Source organism: Rossellomorea sp. GQ25 (genome assembly GCF_059758515.1).
The window spans coordinates 60,028-76,907 of record NZ_JCAXEQ010000007.1 but is presented as its reverse complement, the minus strand read 5'-3'; the positions used below and the strand labels follow the sequence as shown (position 1 = coordinate 76,907).

At 42.4% G+C, this 16,880-nt stretch carries 16 protein-coding genes; 15 read left to right on the top strand and 1 reads right to left on the bottom strand.

Annotation, left to right across the window (positions count from 1 at the left end; translation table 11 throughout):
- Positions 1-118: 118 nt before the first annotated feature.
- The 9 genes from AC6CIB_RS19930 to AC6CIB_RS19890 all read left to right on the top strand — a co-directional run bounded on the left by AC6CIB_RS19930 (position 119) and on the right by AC6CIB_RS19890 (position 9,825).
- On the top strand, positions 119-1,906 hold the full coding sequence (locus AC6CIB_RS19930) for a methylmalonyl-CoA mutase family protein (protein WP_498283656.1): 1,788 nt from the start codon (positions 119-121) through the stop codon (positions 1,904-1,906).
- On the top strand, positions 1,893-4,049 hold the full coding sequence (gene scpA / locus AC6CIB_RS19925) for a methylmalonyl-CoA mutase (RefSeq protein WP_498283654.1): 2,157 nt from the start codon (positions 1,893-1,895) through the stop codon (positions 4,047-4,049). The genes AC6CIB_RS19930 and scpA overlap by 14 nt, the downstream gene beginning before the upstream one ends.
- A complete protein-coding gene (gene meaB / locus AC6CIB_RS19920; RefSeq protein WP_498283652.1) occupies positions 4,049-5,086 on the top strand; it encodes a methylmalonyl Co-A mutase-associated GTPase MeaB in 1,038 nt (345 codons plus the stop codon). Before scpA ends, meaB begins: the two co-directional genes overlap by 1 nt.
- 117 nt (positions 5,087-5,203) lie before the next feature.
- On the top strand, positions 5,204-5,641 hold the full coding sequence (locus AC6CIB_RS19915) for a BrxA/BrxB family bacilliredoxin (RefSeq protein WP_498283650.1): 438 nt from the start codon (positions 5,204-5,206) through the stop codon (positions 5,639-5,641).
- Between the two features lie 337 nt (positions 5,642-5,978).
- Positions 5,979-6,761, top strand: coding sequence for a transporter substrate-binding domain-containing protein (locus tag AC6CIB_RS19910; RefSeq protein WP_498283648.1), 783 nt, complete (start codon positions 5,979-5,981; stop codon positions 6,759-6,761).
- A gap of 76 nt (positions 6,762-6,837) precedes the next feature.
- Positions 6,838-7,497 carry an amino acid ABC transporter permease gene (locus AC6CIB_RS19905; protein ID WP_148969559.1) on the top strand — a complete coding sequence of 220 codons (660 nt, stop codon included), beginning with the start codon at positions 6,838-6,840 and terminating at the stop codon, positions 7,495-7,497.
- A complete protein-coding gene (locus tag AC6CIB_RS19900; RefSeq protein WP_498283646.1) occupies positions 7,490-8,206 on the top strand; it encodes an amino acid ABC transporter ATP-binding protein in 717 nt (238 codons plus the stop codon). Before AC6CIB_RS19905 ends, AC6CIB_RS19900 begins: the two co-directional genes overlap by 8 nt.
- A 107-nt stretch (positions 8,207-8,313) precedes the next feature.
- Positions 8,314-9,300, top strand: coding sequence for an aromatic acid exporter family protein (locus AC6CIB_RS19895; protein ID WP_498283644.1), 987 nt, complete (start codon positions 8,314-8,316; stop codon positions 9,298-9,300).
- 21 nt (positions 9,301-9,321) lie between these two features.
- A complete protein-coding gene (locus AC6CIB_RS19890; protein ID WP_498283642.1) occupies positions 9,322-9,825 on the top strand; it encodes a L,D-transpeptidase in 504 nt (167 codons plus the stop codon).
- 46 nt (positions 9,826-9,871) lie between these two features.
- Here the strand turns inward: AC6CIB_RS19890 and prli42 are convergent, their stop codons facing one another.
- Positions 9,872-9,967 (bottom strand): stressosome-associated protein Prli42, encoded by a 96-nt coding sequence (gene prli42, locus AC6CIB_RS19885; RefSeq protein ID WP_148969555.1) that lies wholly within the window; start codon positions 9,965-9,967, stop codon positions 9,872-9,874.
- 192 nt (positions 9,968-10,159) lie between these two features.
- On the opposite strand from prli42, the gene mce reads away from it, so the two are divergent.
- The 6 genes from mce (at position 10,160) to gnd (ending at position 16,856) form a co-directional block, all read left to right on the top strand.
- Positions 10,160-10,573 carry a methylmalonyl-CoA epimerase gene (mce, locus tag AC6CIB_RS19880; RefSeq protein ID WP_498283640.1) on the top strand — a complete coding sequence of 138 codons (414 nt, stop codon included), beginning with the start codon at positions 10,160-10,162 and terminating at the stop codon, positions 10,571-10,573.
- 4 nt (positions 10,574-10,577) lie between these two features.
- On the top strand, positions 10,578-12,125 hold the full coding sequence (locus AC6CIB_RS19875; RefSeq protein WP_498283638.1) for an acyl-CoA carboxylase subunit beta: 1,548 nt from the start codon (positions 10,578-10,580) through the stop codon (positions 12,123-12,125).
- A 74-nt stretch (positions 12,126-12,199) separates the two neighbouring features.
- On the top strand, positions 12,200-13,324 hold the full coding sequence (locus tag AC6CIB_RS19870; protein ID WP_498283636.1) for a tripeptidase T: 1,125 nt from the start codon (positions 12,200-12,202) through the stop codon (positions 13,322-13,324).
- A gap of 177 nt (positions 13,325-13,501) precedes the next feature.
- Positions 13,502-13,972, top strand: a complete 471-nt coding sequence (locus AC6CIB_RS19865; RefSeq protein WP_498283634.1) for a chemotaxis protein CheW — start codon at positions 13,502-13,504, stop codon at positions 13,970-13,972.
- A gap of 21 nt (positions 13,973-13,993) precedes the next feature.
- Positions 13,994-15,253: a DNA polymerase IV gene (locus tag AC6CIB_RS19860; RefSeq protein WP_498283632.1), complete on the top strand. Its 1,260-nt coding sequence runs from the start codon at positions 13,994-13,996 to the stop codon at positions 15,251-15,253.
- 193 nt (positions 15,254-15,446) lie between these two features.
- Positions 15,447-16,856 carry an NADP-dependent phosphogluconate dehydrogenase gene (gene gnd / locus AC6CIB_RS19855; protein ID WP_498283630.1) on the top strand — a complete coding sequence of 470 codons (1,410 nt, stop codon included), beginning with the start codon at positions 15,447-15,449 and terminating at the stop codon, positions 16,854-16,856.
- The last annotated feature ends 24 nt before the right edge of the window (positions 16,857-16,880 follow it).

Below are 16,880 nucleotides of genomic sequence, written 5' to 3'. Positions count from 1 at the left end.
CTAAAATAGTATTAGTATAAACATTTCGAATTTTCAATGAGCACTCCTGCTAGTTTAGTAAGATTCTTCAGGTAAATATGTAAACGATTACAATAATGCAGGTCGAAAGAGGGGTATTATGAAGCTTAATGATATGAAAGTTCAATCATTCAGTCGAGGAACACTTACAGAATGGCAAGAAGCAGCTGAAAAAGCGTTAAAGGGGAAAGGAATTCGTTCCTTACATACAAAAACCTATGAAAATATTGAACTTAAACCGTTATACACGAAGGATGATTTACCTGGAGTGGATAGGGTGAATGCTTATATCCCTAATGTTGAAGGGAAGTTGGAGCGGGCTCCAAAATGGTTCATCGCTCAACCGATCAAAAGGGGTTCTTGGGAAGAACTCACCTCTGCAATGAAGGATGCATTATCCCGGGGACAGAACTGTGTTTCATTTCAAGTAGGTGACTTAGACATAATAGAAGGCTTCGATCAATTTATAAAAGAAGTCGTTGAGTTAGAGACCCCTGTCTTTTCTATTGAAAAAAAGACAGCTTTCTCTATTCAGCGAATGATGGAAATTCCTGAACTGAAGGAAATCAAAGGTGTGATGGGCTTTGATCCAATAAATGAAAATCGGGAGCATATGTTTGAAGGTTGGTTGGAGGTTGTAAAAGACGTAGACAAGCAACTGCCTAATCTGAAGACCATAATCATTAATTCTGCCCTGTACCATAATAGTGGAGCGAGTGCCACGCAGGAGTTGGCATACGGCCTGAGTGAAGGGATCGCTTATATTGAAACACTTCAGGAAAAAGGATGGACTATTGAAAAGATTGCTGGGAAGATGCATTTTCACTTTTCAGTTGGCAGCCATTTCTTCATGGAAATAGCCAAAATCAGAGCTTTTAAGAAATTGTGGCAAGAGATATTATCCTCTTATGGACTTTCAGAACAAGCGATCGCGAATTCTGTCAGCTGCAGTGCGGAAACGTCTCAATTGAACAAATCCACGCTTGATCCGTATGTCAATATGCTTCGCGGGGGTGGAGAAGCTTTCTCTGCGGTTCTTGCAGGAGTCGATTATCTTCTGGTTGCACCTTTCAATGAAGTGGGTGGAGAAGTGAACGCATTTTCTGAGAGAATTGCCCGGAATACTCAACTTATCCTCGGTGAAGAGGCTCATCTGGATAAAGTGGTGGACCCTGGAGGCGGTTCTTATTATGTAGAATGGTTATCAGAAGAGGTAGGGAAGCTAGCATGGAAAGAATTTCAGGACGTTGATGGGGGTGGGGGGATTCTTGCCTGTTTGAAAAATGGTTCCATTCATGAAAAAGTAAATAGAGTGAGAGAGTCACGTATTCATGATTTAGCCACAAGAAAGAACTCGATGATCGGGACGAATATCTATGCGAATCTTGAGGAGCCATTTCAAGCTCCATCATCAAATGTGGGTAAGCGATTGTCACTTCCTTTTGAAAGATTAAGAGAAAGGACACATAAGCTGGCAAGGAAACCTGTGGCAGGTTTAATAGGATTAGGGAAGTTGAAGACCCATAAGCACCGGGCTGATTTTGTGAAAGGGTTTTTAGCAACGGGGGGCATTCATGCGAATCAAAGCAAAGAGTGCTTCTCTAAGGAAGATGTCCTTCAATTTGTGGAAGAAACCCGTTATCCATACTATGTGGTTTGTGGAAATGAAGAAGAATATCAAGACAAACTGCCCATGCTGATTGAGTCCATTCATCATATTGATTCGACCATTGTGATTGACATAGCAGGGAAAATACCTGATGAACATGATAGTGAGTGGGTTCGTCTTGGACTGAATGGCTCCATATACAACAAGCAAAACATACTTAAAAAAGTAGAAGAGCTATTAACCATCTGGGAGGAGGGAACTGACAATGACAAAGCCTGATTGGCAAGAAATCAACCCTTATTCGAAAGAAGCGAGAACGAATGATATTTCTTTAACAGGCAGCACCTATGAGACAAATGAGAAGATTGTCATTAAATCTCTTTATTCAGAACAAGACTCAAAGGATATATCTCATGGAGAAGACCTTCCAGGCTTGGCTCCTTATACAAGGGGACCGTACCCGACGATGTATGTGAATCGTCCTTGGACGGTAAGGCAATATGCAGGATTTTCAACAGCAGAAGAAAGCAATGCGTTTTATAGAAGAAACTTAAGTATGGGTCAAAAAGGCCTGTCTGTCGCTTTTGATTTAGCAACTCATCGTGGCTATGATTCCGATCATCCCCGGGTAGTAGGGGATGTAGGAAAAGCGGGAGTGGCCATCGATTCGATTCTGGACATGAAGATTCTGTTTGATGGAATACCTCTTGATCAAATGTCTGTTTCCATGACGATGAACGGAGCGGTGCTACCCATTCTTGCATTTTATATCGTCACGGCAGAAGAACAGGGCGTTTCGCAGGAGAAGCTGTCCGGTACGATTCAAAATGATATTTTAAAAGAGTATATGGTTCGGAACACCTATATTTATCCTCCTGGAACATCCATGAAGATTATTGCTGACATTTTTGAGTATACGTCCAAACATATGCCGAAGTTTAATAGCATCAGTATTTCCGGGTATCACATGCAAGAAGCGGGAGCACCTGCCGATATTGAGTTGGCTTATACGCTTGCGGATGGTCTTGAGTATGTGCGGACAGGTCTGCAGGCAGGGATCGATATCGACTCCTTCGCACCAAGACTCTCATTCTTCTGGGCCATTGGCATGAATTATTTCATGGAAGTGGCCAAAATGAGGGCGGCGCGGAGAATTTGGGCGAAAATGATGAAAACATTCAATCCTAAGAATCCGAAATCGTTGGCGCTCAGAACCCACTCCCAAACGTCCGGCTGGAGCTTAACGGAGCAGGATCCGTATAATAATGTCATTCGTACATTACTTGAGGCGCACGCGGCTGCTATGGGTCATACTCAATCCCTTCATACCAATGCATTGGACGAAGCGATTGCCCTGCCGACAGACTTCTCTGCGCGGATCGCACGTAATACACAGCTATACCTTCAAGAGGAAACCGGTATTACGAAAGTGATTGATCCATGGGCAGGTTCACATTATGTTGAATCCTTGACCGATCAGCTGATGGAGAAGGCCTGGGAACATATCGAAGAAATCGAAGAACTTGGCGGAATGACCAAGGCGATTGAAACAGGATTGCCGAAAATGCGAATCGAGGAAGCGGCTGCGAGAAGACAGGCCATGATTGATTCGGGGGATGAAGCGATTGTCGGGGTAAATAAGTATCGCCTGGAAAAGGAAGACCCGATTGAAACACTGGACATTGATAATACAGTTGTAAGACAAAAGCAAATTGAGCGAATTCAAATGTTAAAAGAAGAACGAAATGAAGATAGAGTAATCGAAACGCTCGAGGCATTAACGCTTGTAGCAGAATCAGGAGAAGGGAATCTTCTAGAAAAAGCGGTAGAGGCAGCGAGAGCCAGGGCGACACTGGGAGAAATATCTGATGCCATTGAAAAAGTATCAGGACGACATAAAGCAACGATCAGGAGTATAAGTGGGGTGTACAGTTCGAATTTTTCAAATGAACAAGAAATCAACGTCGTAAAAGAGATGACAGAAGAATTTTTGGAAAACGAAGGAAGAAGACCGCGTATCCTAATAGCGAAGATGGGACAGGATGGGCATGACAGAGGTGCTAAAGTGATCAGCACGGCGTTCGCAGACCTTGGCTTTGATGTGGATATCGGACCATTGTTCCAAACGCCTGAAGAAACGGCTTTGCAAGCAGTTGAAAATGACGTGCATGTCATCGGTGTAAGTTCATTAGCCGCAGGACATAAAACACTCCTGCCTCAACTGGTAGCGGAACTAAAGAAATTAGGCAGAGAAGACATTCTCGTTGTCATTGGTGGAGTGATTCCGGCTAAGGATTATGACTTCCTATTGAATAACGGTGCTTCTGCCGTTTTTGGACCAGGGACGATCATACCTGTCGCTGCACAAAAAGTCATCAAAGAAATATATGAAGTGCTGGGCTATGAGGAAGTGGCTGAATAATGGCAGTGCATGACTCAGGGCGAAAGAAGCGGTTTGTGAAGAAGAAAAAGGATTCTGTATCGATTACCGAATTGAAGAACGGGGTCTTGAATGGCGACCGTAGCTACTTGGCGAAGGCCATCACACTGATTGAAAGCAATGCAGAGCAGCATTATGCCATGGGACAGGAACTTTTGCAGGAGCTCTTGCCCTATACGGGTAACAGCTTCCGGATCGGCATTACAGGTGTGCCGGGAGCCGGTAAAAGTACATTCATAGAAACGTTCGGGGAGATGTTATGTGAGCAGGGCCTCCGAGTTGCCGTCCTTGCGATCGACCCCAGCTCTTCTATTTCAGGGGGCAGTATTCTGGGGGATAAAACAAGGATGGAACAATTATCTAAAAACCCCCGTGCTTTTGTACGACCTTCCCCCACTGCAGGAACACTTGGTGGAGTACACAGGAAAACCAATGAAACGCTTCTTTTATGCGAAGCGGCCGGATATGATCTGATGATCATTGAAACCGTTGGAGTGGGTCAAAGTGAAGTGATGGTGAGGCAAATGGTGGATTTCTTCCTCCTGCTCGTCATCACAGGAGCCGGGGACGAGCTTCAAGGCATGAAAAAGGGGATCATGGAGCTTGCCGATGCATTACTAGTCAATAAAGCAGATGGAAAGAATAAACCTCTCGCCGAGAAAACAAGAAGAGAGCTGAACCAAATCCTGCACTTTTTGATTCCCGCTACTAAAGGCTGGAGCTCAAAGGCTTATACCTGTTCTGCCTTGAAAAATGAGGGATTAAAAGAACTGTGGAATGTGATTCAAGAGTTCGAGAAGCAATCAAAAGAACAGGGAGTCTTTGAAGAAAGACGACTTCTCCAAAAGCAGGAATGGTTTCATACGATGTTGAAAGAAAGAGTTCTCTCAGACTTCTTTTTTCATCAAAACATAAAGTCTGCCCTCCCTCGCATGGAAAATAGAGTGAAAGAAGGAGACTTTACGACTTCTCAGGCAGTAGAAGAATTGCTAAAGCTGTATAAAGGAGCAATTCATTGAATGGATTAGTTAATTTTAATTGAAACATAGGGTTTGAAATTGTTATGATAGGGGTACATCAAAATTCCTGTTTTTATGGAGAATGATTAAGTCAGCGATTAAAAGGAGAGTTCAAGCATGGATATAGATTTCAATTTATTTATGAATGATGTTGTTCGCCAGGCTCGTCAAGAAATCGAACAAGCCGGTTATACTCAGCTAACAACTGAAGAAGAAGTAGATCAAGCTTTCACTAAAGAAGGTACAACACTTGTGATGATCAACTCCGTTTGTGGATGCGCCGGAGGGATCGCACGTCCAGCAGCAGCTCATTCCATTCATTATGATAAACGACCAGATCAATTAGTAACGGTTTTCGCCGGTCAAGATAAAGAAGCCACTGCAAAAGCACGCAGCTACTTTACCGGCTACCCGCCATCTTCACCGTCATTTGCTCTATTAAAAGACGGAAAGCTATTGACGATGGTAGAAAGACATGAAATTGAAGGTCACGACCCAATGTCGGTTGTGAACAAAATTCAATCTTATTTCAATCAGTATTGTGAAGAAGTGTAAGTAAGAGAGTGAGACCCGTTAGGATCCTTACATGAATATCTGCTTTAGGTGGATGTTGTGTAGGAATCCTGACGGGTTTTTTTCTGTGTTCGGACGGATATTTTTGTTTTCTAACTATGCATATATTATGAATGAAATAAATTCGGTATATTTCTTTACTTCTTCTATACAACGCTAAAACCTAGCGAAATAAGCACTTATATTTTCAGAATATATAAACAATTATGGATAACTATAAAAACTATTGAATAAATATTTATCTCTGCTACAATGTGAATATAGTAATTAATATACATTATATATTATATTTATACACACTAACCAAGGAGGAACTACAATGAAAAAGCTATTATCTCTTATATTTGTATTAATCGTTTCTACTACTCTTGCTGCGTGTGGTGCAGGAGAAGAGAATGAACACACCGCTTCAGGTGAATCAAAGAAACTGATCATGGGTACGTCGGCGGACTATAAACCATTTGAATACGTCGACACAGCAAACAGTGATGAAATCATCGGGTACGACATTGATTTAGCTAATATGCTTGCAGAAGAACTAGGCTATAAAATAGAGATTAAGGATATGGAATTCAGCGGTTTAATATCAGCTCTTAAGACGGGACAAGTAGACTTTGTGTTATCAGCCATGACACCCACTCCTGACCGACAAAAAAACGTTGACTTCAGTGATGTATACTACACAGCAAAAGATATGATCATCTCAACAAAAGAGAGCGGAATTCAAAGCGAAAAGGATCTTGAAGGGAAGACAGTTGGTGTTCAGTTAGGTTCCATCCAACAGGATGCTGCAGAAGAACTTTCCACATCCATCCAATTAAAAGTAGAGACCCGTAACCGTATTCCTGAGCTGATACAGGATCTGCAAAATGGACGTTTTGATGCCATTATCATAGAAAATACAGTAGCAAATGGTTATTTGGATAAAAATGAAGAACTTCAAGGAAATGCAATGGACGTGAACGAAGAAGAGGCCGGTTCTGCCGTTGCATTTCCAAAGGACAGTGAGCTTACAAGTGAATTCAACGATGCATTGAAAAAGCTCGAAGAAAATGGAGATTTGGATAAACTGGCTGAAAAGTGGTTTGACGTAGAACAGTAGATTGATAGAAGGGCTAACCCATCATCGGTTAGCCCTTCCTATTTAACAGTCACCAGCATGATTGGAGGAGAATACAATGCCGCTTGATTTTCAACAACTGATCCCTTCGATTCCTTTTATTTTGGAAGGATTGAAGGTCACTCTTAAAATTGTCGGGTTGGCAGGAATACTTGGATTTGCATTCGGTATTCTGCTTGCTCTTTGTAAAATAAGTTCCATCAAACCTTTAACATTACTTGCAGATATTTATACATCGGTTTTTAGAGGGACTCCTTTAGTTCTGCAATTAATGATCATCTTTTACGGTTCGCCTCAGCTTTTTGGAACTCAGATCGAACCGTATACAGCAGCCATCCTTTCTTTTTCCCTTAATTCAGCTGCCTATATTTCCGAGATCATCCGGGCGGGAATCAATGCAGTGGATAAAGGGCAAAAGGAAGCGGCCATGGCTCTTGGGGTTCCATATCGTTTGATGATGAAAGATGTGATTCTTCCTCAGGCCATCAAAAACATCTTGCCTGCATTAATGAACGAATTTATCACCCTTACGAAGGAATCTGCCATCGTCACTGTTATCGGGGCAGCCGACGTGATGAGACGTTCGTATATGGTAGGTAGTGATTTGTATTCCTTTTTCGAGCCACTCTTATTTGCAGGACTGATCTATTATGTGCTTGTCATGATTCTAACTTTATTAGGGAAAGCGCTGGAAGGGAGACTACGTGGAAATGATTAAAGCAGAAAAGATTACAAAGTCGTTCGGAAAGCTACAAGTATTGAAAGGTATCGATTTCTCCGTAGAAAAAGGGGAGGTTGTCGCATTAATCGGTCCTTCCGGTTCCGGGAAATCCACCCTTCTCCGCTGCCTGAATTATTTAGAGGAACCAACTTCAGGATCGATATACTTTGAAGAAACTGTTGTGAAAAGCAAAAATATAAGCAAAGTGAGACAAGATATAGGGATGGTATTTCAACATTTTCATCTTTTTCCTCATATGACAGCGTTGGAAAACGTGATCTACTCTCCAGTGAAAGTGAAGGGGCTCAACAGAACAGAAGCAAAAAAATTAGGGACGGACCTTCTAACAAAAGTCGGTTTGAAAGAAAAAAGTGATGAATATCCAAACCGTTTATCAGGAGGCCAAAAGCAGCGTGTAGCGATTGCAAGGGCACTTGCAATGGAACCGAAAGTGATGCTTTTTGACGAACCCACATCTGCACTGGATCCGGAAATGGTCAAAGAGGTGCTGGAAGTCATGAAGTCACTTGCTCATTCAGGGATGACGATGATTATTGTGACACATGAAATGGGCTTTGCAAGGGAAGTGGCAGATAGAGTCTTATTAATGGATGATGGAAAGATCATCGAAGAAGGAGAGCCTCTTCCGTTTTTCTCAAACCCTCAAAGCGACCGGGGAAAAGAATTCTTAGAGAAAATACTGTAAATAATGGAAGGATTAACGAACAGAATCGTTAATCCTCCTTTTTTTGTTCAAGGCCATTATGGTATTCTTAAGTAGCTAAAAAATAGAAAGAGTTAGGAGAAAGATGAATGTTTCGAATCGGGTATCGAACACTTAAGACTGGAATCGGCACAGCCGTTGCGATCAGCATTGCACAGTGGTTTCAGCTGGATAACTTTGTATCAGCCGGGATTTTGACGATACTGTGCATTCAGAACACGAAGAAGAAATCGGTTAACGCTTCATGGAGCCGTTTCCTGGCCTGTGTGATTGCCATGGTGATTTCGGCTGCGTTCTTTGAGTTCGTTGCCTATCATCCTGCCGTAATCGGCTTGTTATTACTTGTGTTCATTCCGATTACGGTAGCCCTGAATATCAAAGAAGGAATAGTCACCAGTTCCGTTATCATTCTACATATTTATTCGGCAGGTAACGTGACCCCCGGGCTTTTTCAAAATGAATTAGGGATCATTGTGATTGGAATCGGAATCGCTCTTGTTATGAATTTGTATATGCCAAGCGTTGATAAAAAGATGATCGAATATCAAGAAAAGATCGAAGCCAATTTCTATAAAATCTTTTGTGAAATGATCAACTACCTGCGAACAAATGATAGCCAATGGGATGGGAAAGAAATCACTGAAACAGAACAATTACTTAAAGAAGCGAAGACCATAGCATTCAAAGATGTTGAAAATCACTTTTTACGACATGAGAACTTATATTATTTGTATTTTAAAATGAGGGAAAAACAGTTCGAAATCCTACAGCGTATTTTACCGATTGCGACATCGATCTCATTGACGGTAGAGCAGGGACATCGGATTGCAGAATTTCTGGATGAGCTTAGTGATCACATACATCCGGGAAACACGGCCCTGTTTTATTTGAAAAAATTGTACGATATGAAAGTGGAGTTTGAACAGATGGATTTACCGAAGACGAGGGAAGAATTTGAAACCCGCGCCGCTCTCTATCAATTTGTTCAAGAGATGGAGCAGTATCTTCTTCTGAAAAGTTCGTTTAAAGGAATAAAGAAGGATGAAAATGATCAAAGGGAAGTAAACTACACCTAAAACATGAAAAAAGGTGATAGGATGCGTATACTTCTTGCCATTATCTTGTTCGCTTCTCCCATATGGCCACTTGGAAGGAATCCACTGCCCGGGGATCCGATAATTATCGTGAACAAGGAAAGGAATCAATTAGCTTACATCGACGACGGAAAGGTTCAGCGCTTATTCCCGGTAGCAACAGGGAAAACGACGACCCTCACCCCGGAAGGACTATTTAATGTAACAGTCAAAGCCAAGAATCCTTATTACCGTAAGAAGAATATTCCGGGGGGAGACCCGCGGAATCCATTGGGTTCAAGATGGATCGGATTTGACGCCAAGGGGACAGACGGAAGGATCTATGGAATCCACGGAACGAATCAACCTTCAAGTATAGGCAAATATATCTCAAACGGATGCATTCGAATGCACAACAAGCATGTTGAATATCTGTTTGATCATGTGCCTGTCGGAACAAAGGTTCTAGTCGTCAAAACGAACAAAAGCTTCTATCAGCTGGGAAAAGATCACGGTGCGATAAAATAAAAAGGATCTGCTTATCGACTGAGTCGAAAAGCAGATCCTTTGTTTTCTATAATAAGAAAGTCAGTCCTGCCATGATCGTCGATGCAATCATCGCAAATAGCATGACAAAAACAATTATTTTTTGTAATTTTTTATTGCCCATTGTATCTCTCCATTCTCCATCTCACCTGAACATGTGGTGATTTTCAACTCTATTTTATCGTGAATAGTGAGAGAAAACAACCATTGGCATAAAAGAAAACGCTTTAATTATTCGCCGGATTAGGAGGGAATTCGACAACATCTATCGAATACTATACGGGTGGAGCATGTAAACAACAGGGGGATGATAGGGATGAAAAAGGTAGACCATATCGGAATAGCAGTATCATCAATAGACAATGTTCTTCCATTATACGAAGATACTCTTGGGCTTTCACTCGTCAAGATCGAAGAGGTGGGAAATCAAGGTGTGAAAGTAGCATTTATTGATGGTGGAAATATTAAGCTTGAGTTACTTGAACCACTACATAAAGAAAGTCCGATTGCCAAGTTCATTGAAAAAAAGGGAGAAGGCATTCACCATATTGCCTTTGGTGTCGAAGGAATTGAAAAACGGATCAAGGAACTGCAAGCCAATGGAGTCCGGATGATCAACGAAACCCCAAAAACGGGGGCTGGCGGAGCTGCTGTTGCCTTCATGCATCCAAAGTCAGCGCACGGTGTACTATATGAACTATGTGATAAATCAAACATCAAAGGGGAGTAACATAATGGATATCTATGAAAAGATTAATGAATTGTATGATCGCAGAAGAGAAGTAGAATTAGGCGGCGGAGATAAAAAAATAGATAAGCAGCACGAAAAAGGGAAACTGACTGCGAGAGAACGAATCGATATTTTAGTGGATCCGGGGAGCTTTGTTGAGCTGAATCCATTCATTGAGCATCGCTGTTCAGACTTTGGACTGGACGGGGTTCAGGGCCCTGGAGATGGAGTCGTTACAGGTTATGGAAAAGTAAATGGAAAACCCATCTACTTATTTTCTCAGGATTTCACGGTATTTGGCGGCGCATTGGGGGAAATGCATGCGAAGAAGATTTCACATGTCATGGATCTGGCAGTCAAAAATGGTGCGCCTTTCATTGGATTAAATGATTCTGGTGGTGCAAGAATTCAAGAAGGCGTCGTTTCTTTAGATGGATACGGACATATCTTCTATCGAAACTCCATTTATTCCGGAGTGATTCCACAAATCTCAGTGATTATGGGACCTTGCGCAGGAGGAGCGGTTTATTCCCCTGCGATCACGGATTTTGTGTTTATGGTAGATGATACAAGTCAAATGTTCATCACAGGACCTAAAGTAATTGAAACAGTTACCGGTGAGAAAATCAGCTCAGAAGATTTAGGCGGTGCGAAGGTCCATAACTCCATCAGCGGGAATGCTCATTTCAGAGGGAAAACTGAAGAAGAAGTGCTTCTCGAGGTTCGAAGACTATTAGCGTATTTACCACAAAATAATGAGGAGAAGCCTCCTCGTTTGGAAGTGGATGAAGAAGATGATTATCGTGGAAATTTAACGGACCTGATTCCATTCGATGCTATCCGTCCTTACGACGTCCGCACGGTCATCAATGAAATCGTGGATAAAGACAGCTTTATGGAGGTTCAAAAAGAATTTGCGAAAAATATTGTCGTAGGGCTGGCCCGAATAAAAGGAGAGGTCGTAGGACTTGTCTGTAATCAGCCAAAATTCATGGCAGGAGGTCTCGACATTGACTCCTCTGACAAAGCAGCCCGTTTTATCAGATTCTGTGATTCCTTCAATATCCCATTGATCACGTTTGAAGATGTAACTGGCTTCTTCCCTGGAATCAAGCAGGAACATGGCGGGATCATCCGTCACGGTGCGAAAATCCTCTATGCCTATTCAGAAGCTACGGTTCCAAAAATGACGGTGATTTTACGAAAAGCCTATGGAGGTGCTTATGTTGCCCTAAACAGTAAGTCCATCGGGGCTGATTTAGTTTTTGCATGGCCTAATGCAGAAATTGCCGTCATGGGTCCGCAGGGAGCAGCGAATATTATTTTTGCAAGGGAAATTGCGGGCAGTGAGAATCCTGAACAGCTCCGCGCGCAGAAGATTGAAGAGTACCGTGAGAAATTCGCTAATCCATATGTGGCAGCGTCCCGTGGAATGGTGGATGACGTCATAGATCCTCGTGAAACCCGAATCAAATTGATTCAAGGATTGGAAATGATGAGAAATAAACGGGAAGAGAGACCAAAGAAAAAGCACGGAAATATTCCATTGTAGAAGCGATACCATTTGTTGAACCTGCCTATTCACGCTATACTATAAGTGAATACATATTTGTGGAGGTCGACTAAATGATTAATCATGAACGTTTACTAAATGAATTCCTGGAATTGGTTCAAATCGATTCTGAAACGAAGGAAGAAGCGGAAATCGCGAAAGTATTAAAGCGAAAATTCTCTGATCTGGGAGTAGAGGTATTTGAAGATGACACGATGGGTGAAACGGGCCACGGTGCCGGAAACCTGATCTGTACGTTGAAAGGGAACAAAGAAGGCGTGGATACCATCTACTTCACTTCTCATATGGATACAGTTGTACCTGCAAAAGGGGTTAAGCCAACGCTTAAAGATGATGGCTATATTTACTCTGACGGCACGACCATTCTTGGAGCCGATGATAAAGCGGGACTTGCAACGATGCTTGAATCCGTTCGTGTACTTAAAGAGAACAATATCTCCCACGGTGATATCCAGTTCATCATTACGGTAGGGGAAGAATCAGGATTAGTCGGAGCGAAAGCGCTGGATTCTTCTCTAGTAAAAGCGAAATATGGTTTCGCCCTTGATAGTGATGGGAAAGTCGGAAATATTATCGTGGCCGCTCCTACACAAGCGAAAGTGAGAGCAACGATATATGGGAAAACAGCACATGCCGGTGTAGCTCCTGAAAAAGGCGTTTCTGCCATCACGATTGCAGCTAAAGCGATTTCCAAAATGCCACTCGGCCGCATCGACGAAGAAACGACTGCAAACATCGGCCGCTTTGAAGGTGGAAAAGCAACGAACATCGTATGTGAACAAGCGGATATTCTTGCAGAAGCACGCTCACTGGTCCCTGAAAAAATGGAAGCTCAAGTAGAGAAGATGAAAGCTGCATTCGAATCCGTAGCAGAAGAAATGGGTGGAAAAGCGGAAGTTGAAGTACAGGTGATGTATCCAGGCTTCAAGTTTAAAGACGGTGACGAAGTAGTCGAAGTGGCGAAACGAGCCGCGAAGAAAATTGGCCGTCCAAGCGAGCTTCTTACAAGCGGAGGCGGAAGTGACGCCAACGTTATCGCAGGTTTCGGAGTGCCGACCGTCAACTTGGCAGTAGGATACGAAGATATCCATACAAAGAGCGAAAGAATGCCTGTTGAAGAACTGAACAAGCTTTCTGAAATGGTTGTAGCAATCATTCAAGAGGTTTCGGGAGAATAGACCTCTAGGGTCTAGCCGCCGGAGCTGAACAGAGGACCCATACAATCCAATGTCCACGAACGAAAGATCATCCTTCGTTCGTGGACATTTTCTTCTTTCAAAACCAGCACCTAACTTTTCTAAAATATGGTACATTAATAGTATACATATCAGAAGTTTAAGAGGGGACGTTATACAATGCCGAAAGTAGTTGTTTTTCATGCTGGAAAAGAAGAATATTCACTACCGATTGAGAACGTAGTTTCGATTGAAAAAGTGGAAGAAGTGAGATCCATCCCTCATCTGCCTTCATTTGTCCTGGGACTTGTAAAGGTCAGAGGAGAGCTGATCCCTGTCCTTGATTTAGCAAATATCCTTTATAACACGAATGCAGATGCAGAAACAGGAATGTTTATTCTCGTCGTTCACACAGAAACAATGCAGATCGGTTTGATCGTAAAGGAAGCGAAAGAAATTCTCGAAGTACCGAATGACTCCTTTACAAACGTAGGTTTACTTGCGTATTCAAAAACAAACTATTTCTCAGGAATCATTCATCTTGAAGATTCGCTCATTACCCAGATTGACCCCGATGTTTTAGTAGAGAGTCTAGAAGGTATTAGAGAGATAAAGGATTACGTGAACGAGCAAAAAACCCATCAAAATTAGACAAAGAAAGCCGCGATTTAAATGAACTCACATTATCCAAAAAACGGACGAGTGATCCTTCATGTTGATATGAATAGCTTTTATGCCTCGGTTGAGATGGCTTATGACCCAACATTGAGAGGCAAACCATTAGCTATAGCAGGGAATCCCCAAGAGAGACGAGGCATTATCGTGACATGCAGCTACGAAGCGAGAAGCTTCGGAGTGAAAACGACAATGCCTCTTTGGGAAGCCAAAAAACTGTGCCCCCAGCTCATTATCATGACGCCTAACTTTGACCGTTACCGCGCAGCCTCGAAAGGAATATTTGATATCCTCAGACAATATTCAGAATTAGTTGAACCCGTCTCGATTGACGAAGGCTATTTGGATATTACCGATTCTTTTGAAAAAGGCACTCCTCTTCAAATTGCGTCAGACATTCAATCCCAAATTAAAGGGCAGCTCGATCTCCCTTGCAGCATCGGGGTGGCTCCTAATAAATTCTTGGCCAAAACCGCATCCGACATGAAGAAACCTATGGGAATCACCGTATTAAGAAAGCGTGATATCCCCGGAAAGCTTTGGCCCCTTCCTGTCATTGAAATGCATGGAATTGGAGAGAAAACCGCCCAGAAACTCAATACAATTGGAATTCAAACGTGTAATGATCTCGCTCACGCCAATGATATTCAACTTAAATCACTCCTCGGAATCAATGGCTTTCGTCTCAAAGAGCGTGCAAATGGTATTGATCGACGAAATGTAGACCCTGAGTCGATTTATGATTATAAAAGCGTCGGTAACTCCACCACGTTACCAAAGGATACGACGAATCAACATGAGCTTTTAACGGTTATAGAGAAGCTTTGCGCGAAAGTGTCCTCACGTCTGCAACAGAAAGACGTGCTGGGGATGACGATCCAGCTGATGATCCGGGATAAATTCAGGAAAACCATTACAAGAAGCAAGAAGTTAGAAAATCCAATTAATAAAAAAGAAGACTTATTTCGCTACTCTAAAGAATTACTGCTGAAACACTGGGATGGAGATCCAGTGAGGCTCTTGGGGGTCACCGCCCAAGATGTTGTGGAAAAGAGTGAAGCTACGGAGCAGCTGGACTTATTCTCTTATAAAAAAGTGGCTGAAAAAGAACCTCTCTATAATGTTTTATCCCAGCTGCAGGATAAGTTTGGGAAGGACTCCATTTCTCAAGGGGTAAAAGGGAAGAACAAAAGGAAAGATTCATCCTTTGATTCAAAGCGAGACACAAGCTTCAACAAAGATTTTTTAAGAGAATGACACGTGAAAAAGAGGACACCTTAAGATAGGTCACATACTCCATAAACGGATTATTTGCATCGCTTCTCTATTCTTGTTAGATTGAAAGAGAGTGCAAAAACAGGTTTTTGAAAATATAAAGGTACATTTTCTTTTTATCTTAAGAAAAGAGATTAAAAACCAGTAATTTTATAAGGGAAAGGACGTTGATTGAATGTCTCAACAAGAAATTGGTGTAATCGGCTTAGCCGTAATGGGCAAAAACCTAGCTTGGAATATTGAAAGCAGAGGGTACTCTGTTTCTGTATATAACCGTTCCAGTGAAAAAACGGATGAAATGATAAGCGAATCTGAAGGAAAGAATGTCGTTCCTACATATACGATTGAAGAATTCGTTAATTCTTTAGAAAAGCCTAGGAAGATCCTCTTGATGGTGAAAGCAGGAAATCCAACTGATGCAACCATCGAACAATTAAAGCCCTTCCTGGAAAAAGGGGACATTCTCATTGACGGAGGAAATACGTTCTTCGAAGATACGCGTCGACGTAACCATGAATTAAGTGATCTTGGCATTCACTTTATCGGAACAGGTGTGTCCGGTGGAGAAGAAGGTGCTCTTACTGGTCCTTCCATCATGCCTGGTGGACAGAAGGAAGCGTACGACCTTGTCGCTCCTATCCTGAAAGACATTGCAGCGAAAGTCGATGGAGACCCTTGTACGACGTATATCGGTCCTGATGGCGCGGGACACTATGTGAAAATGGTGCACAACGGCATCGAGTACGGAGATATGCAGCTCATTGCAGAATCCTACTTCCTGATGAAAAATGTCCTGGGCTTAAGTGCCGAGGAACTTCATGAGGTGTTTGCTGAATGGAATAAAGGTGAGCTGGATAGCTACTTGATTGAAATCACAGCAGATATCTTCACGAAGAAAGACGAAGAAACAGGTAAGCCTATGGTGGATGTCATCCTAGACAAAGCAGGACAAAAAGGTACTGGAAAATGGACAAGCCAGAGTGCATTAGATCTTGGCGTTTCATTACCGATCATCACAGAATCTGTCTTTGCCCGTTTCATCTCAGCCATTAAAGAGGAACGTGTGAAAGCAAGCAAAATGCTAAAGGGACCTGACACGAAACCATTCCAGGGCGATAAAAAAGCATTGGTTGAATCAATCCGTAAAGCTCTTTACATGAGTAAAATCTGTTCCTATGCTCAAGGATTTGCGCAAATGCGCTCTGCATCTGATGAATACAAATGGGATCTTCAATACGGGGATATCGCCATGATCTTCCGTGGAGGATGCATCATCCGTGCTCAATTCTTGCAAAAGATCAAAGAAGCTTACGACCGTGAATCAAATCTTTCAAATCTTCTTTTAGATCCTTATTTCAAAGAGATCGTAGAAAGTTACCAATACGCCCTTCGCGAAGTCATCAGCGTAGCTGTCCAAAATGGTGTACCGGTACCTGGCTTCTCTGCGGCACTTTCTTACTACGATAGCTACCGCACAGAAACCCTGCCTGCAAACCTGATCCAGGCTCAGCGTGATTACTTCGGTGCCCATACGTATGAGCGTGTGGATAAAGAAGGTATTTTCCATACTGAGTGGATGAAATGATCGAATGAGTATAGCCCCTTTCCT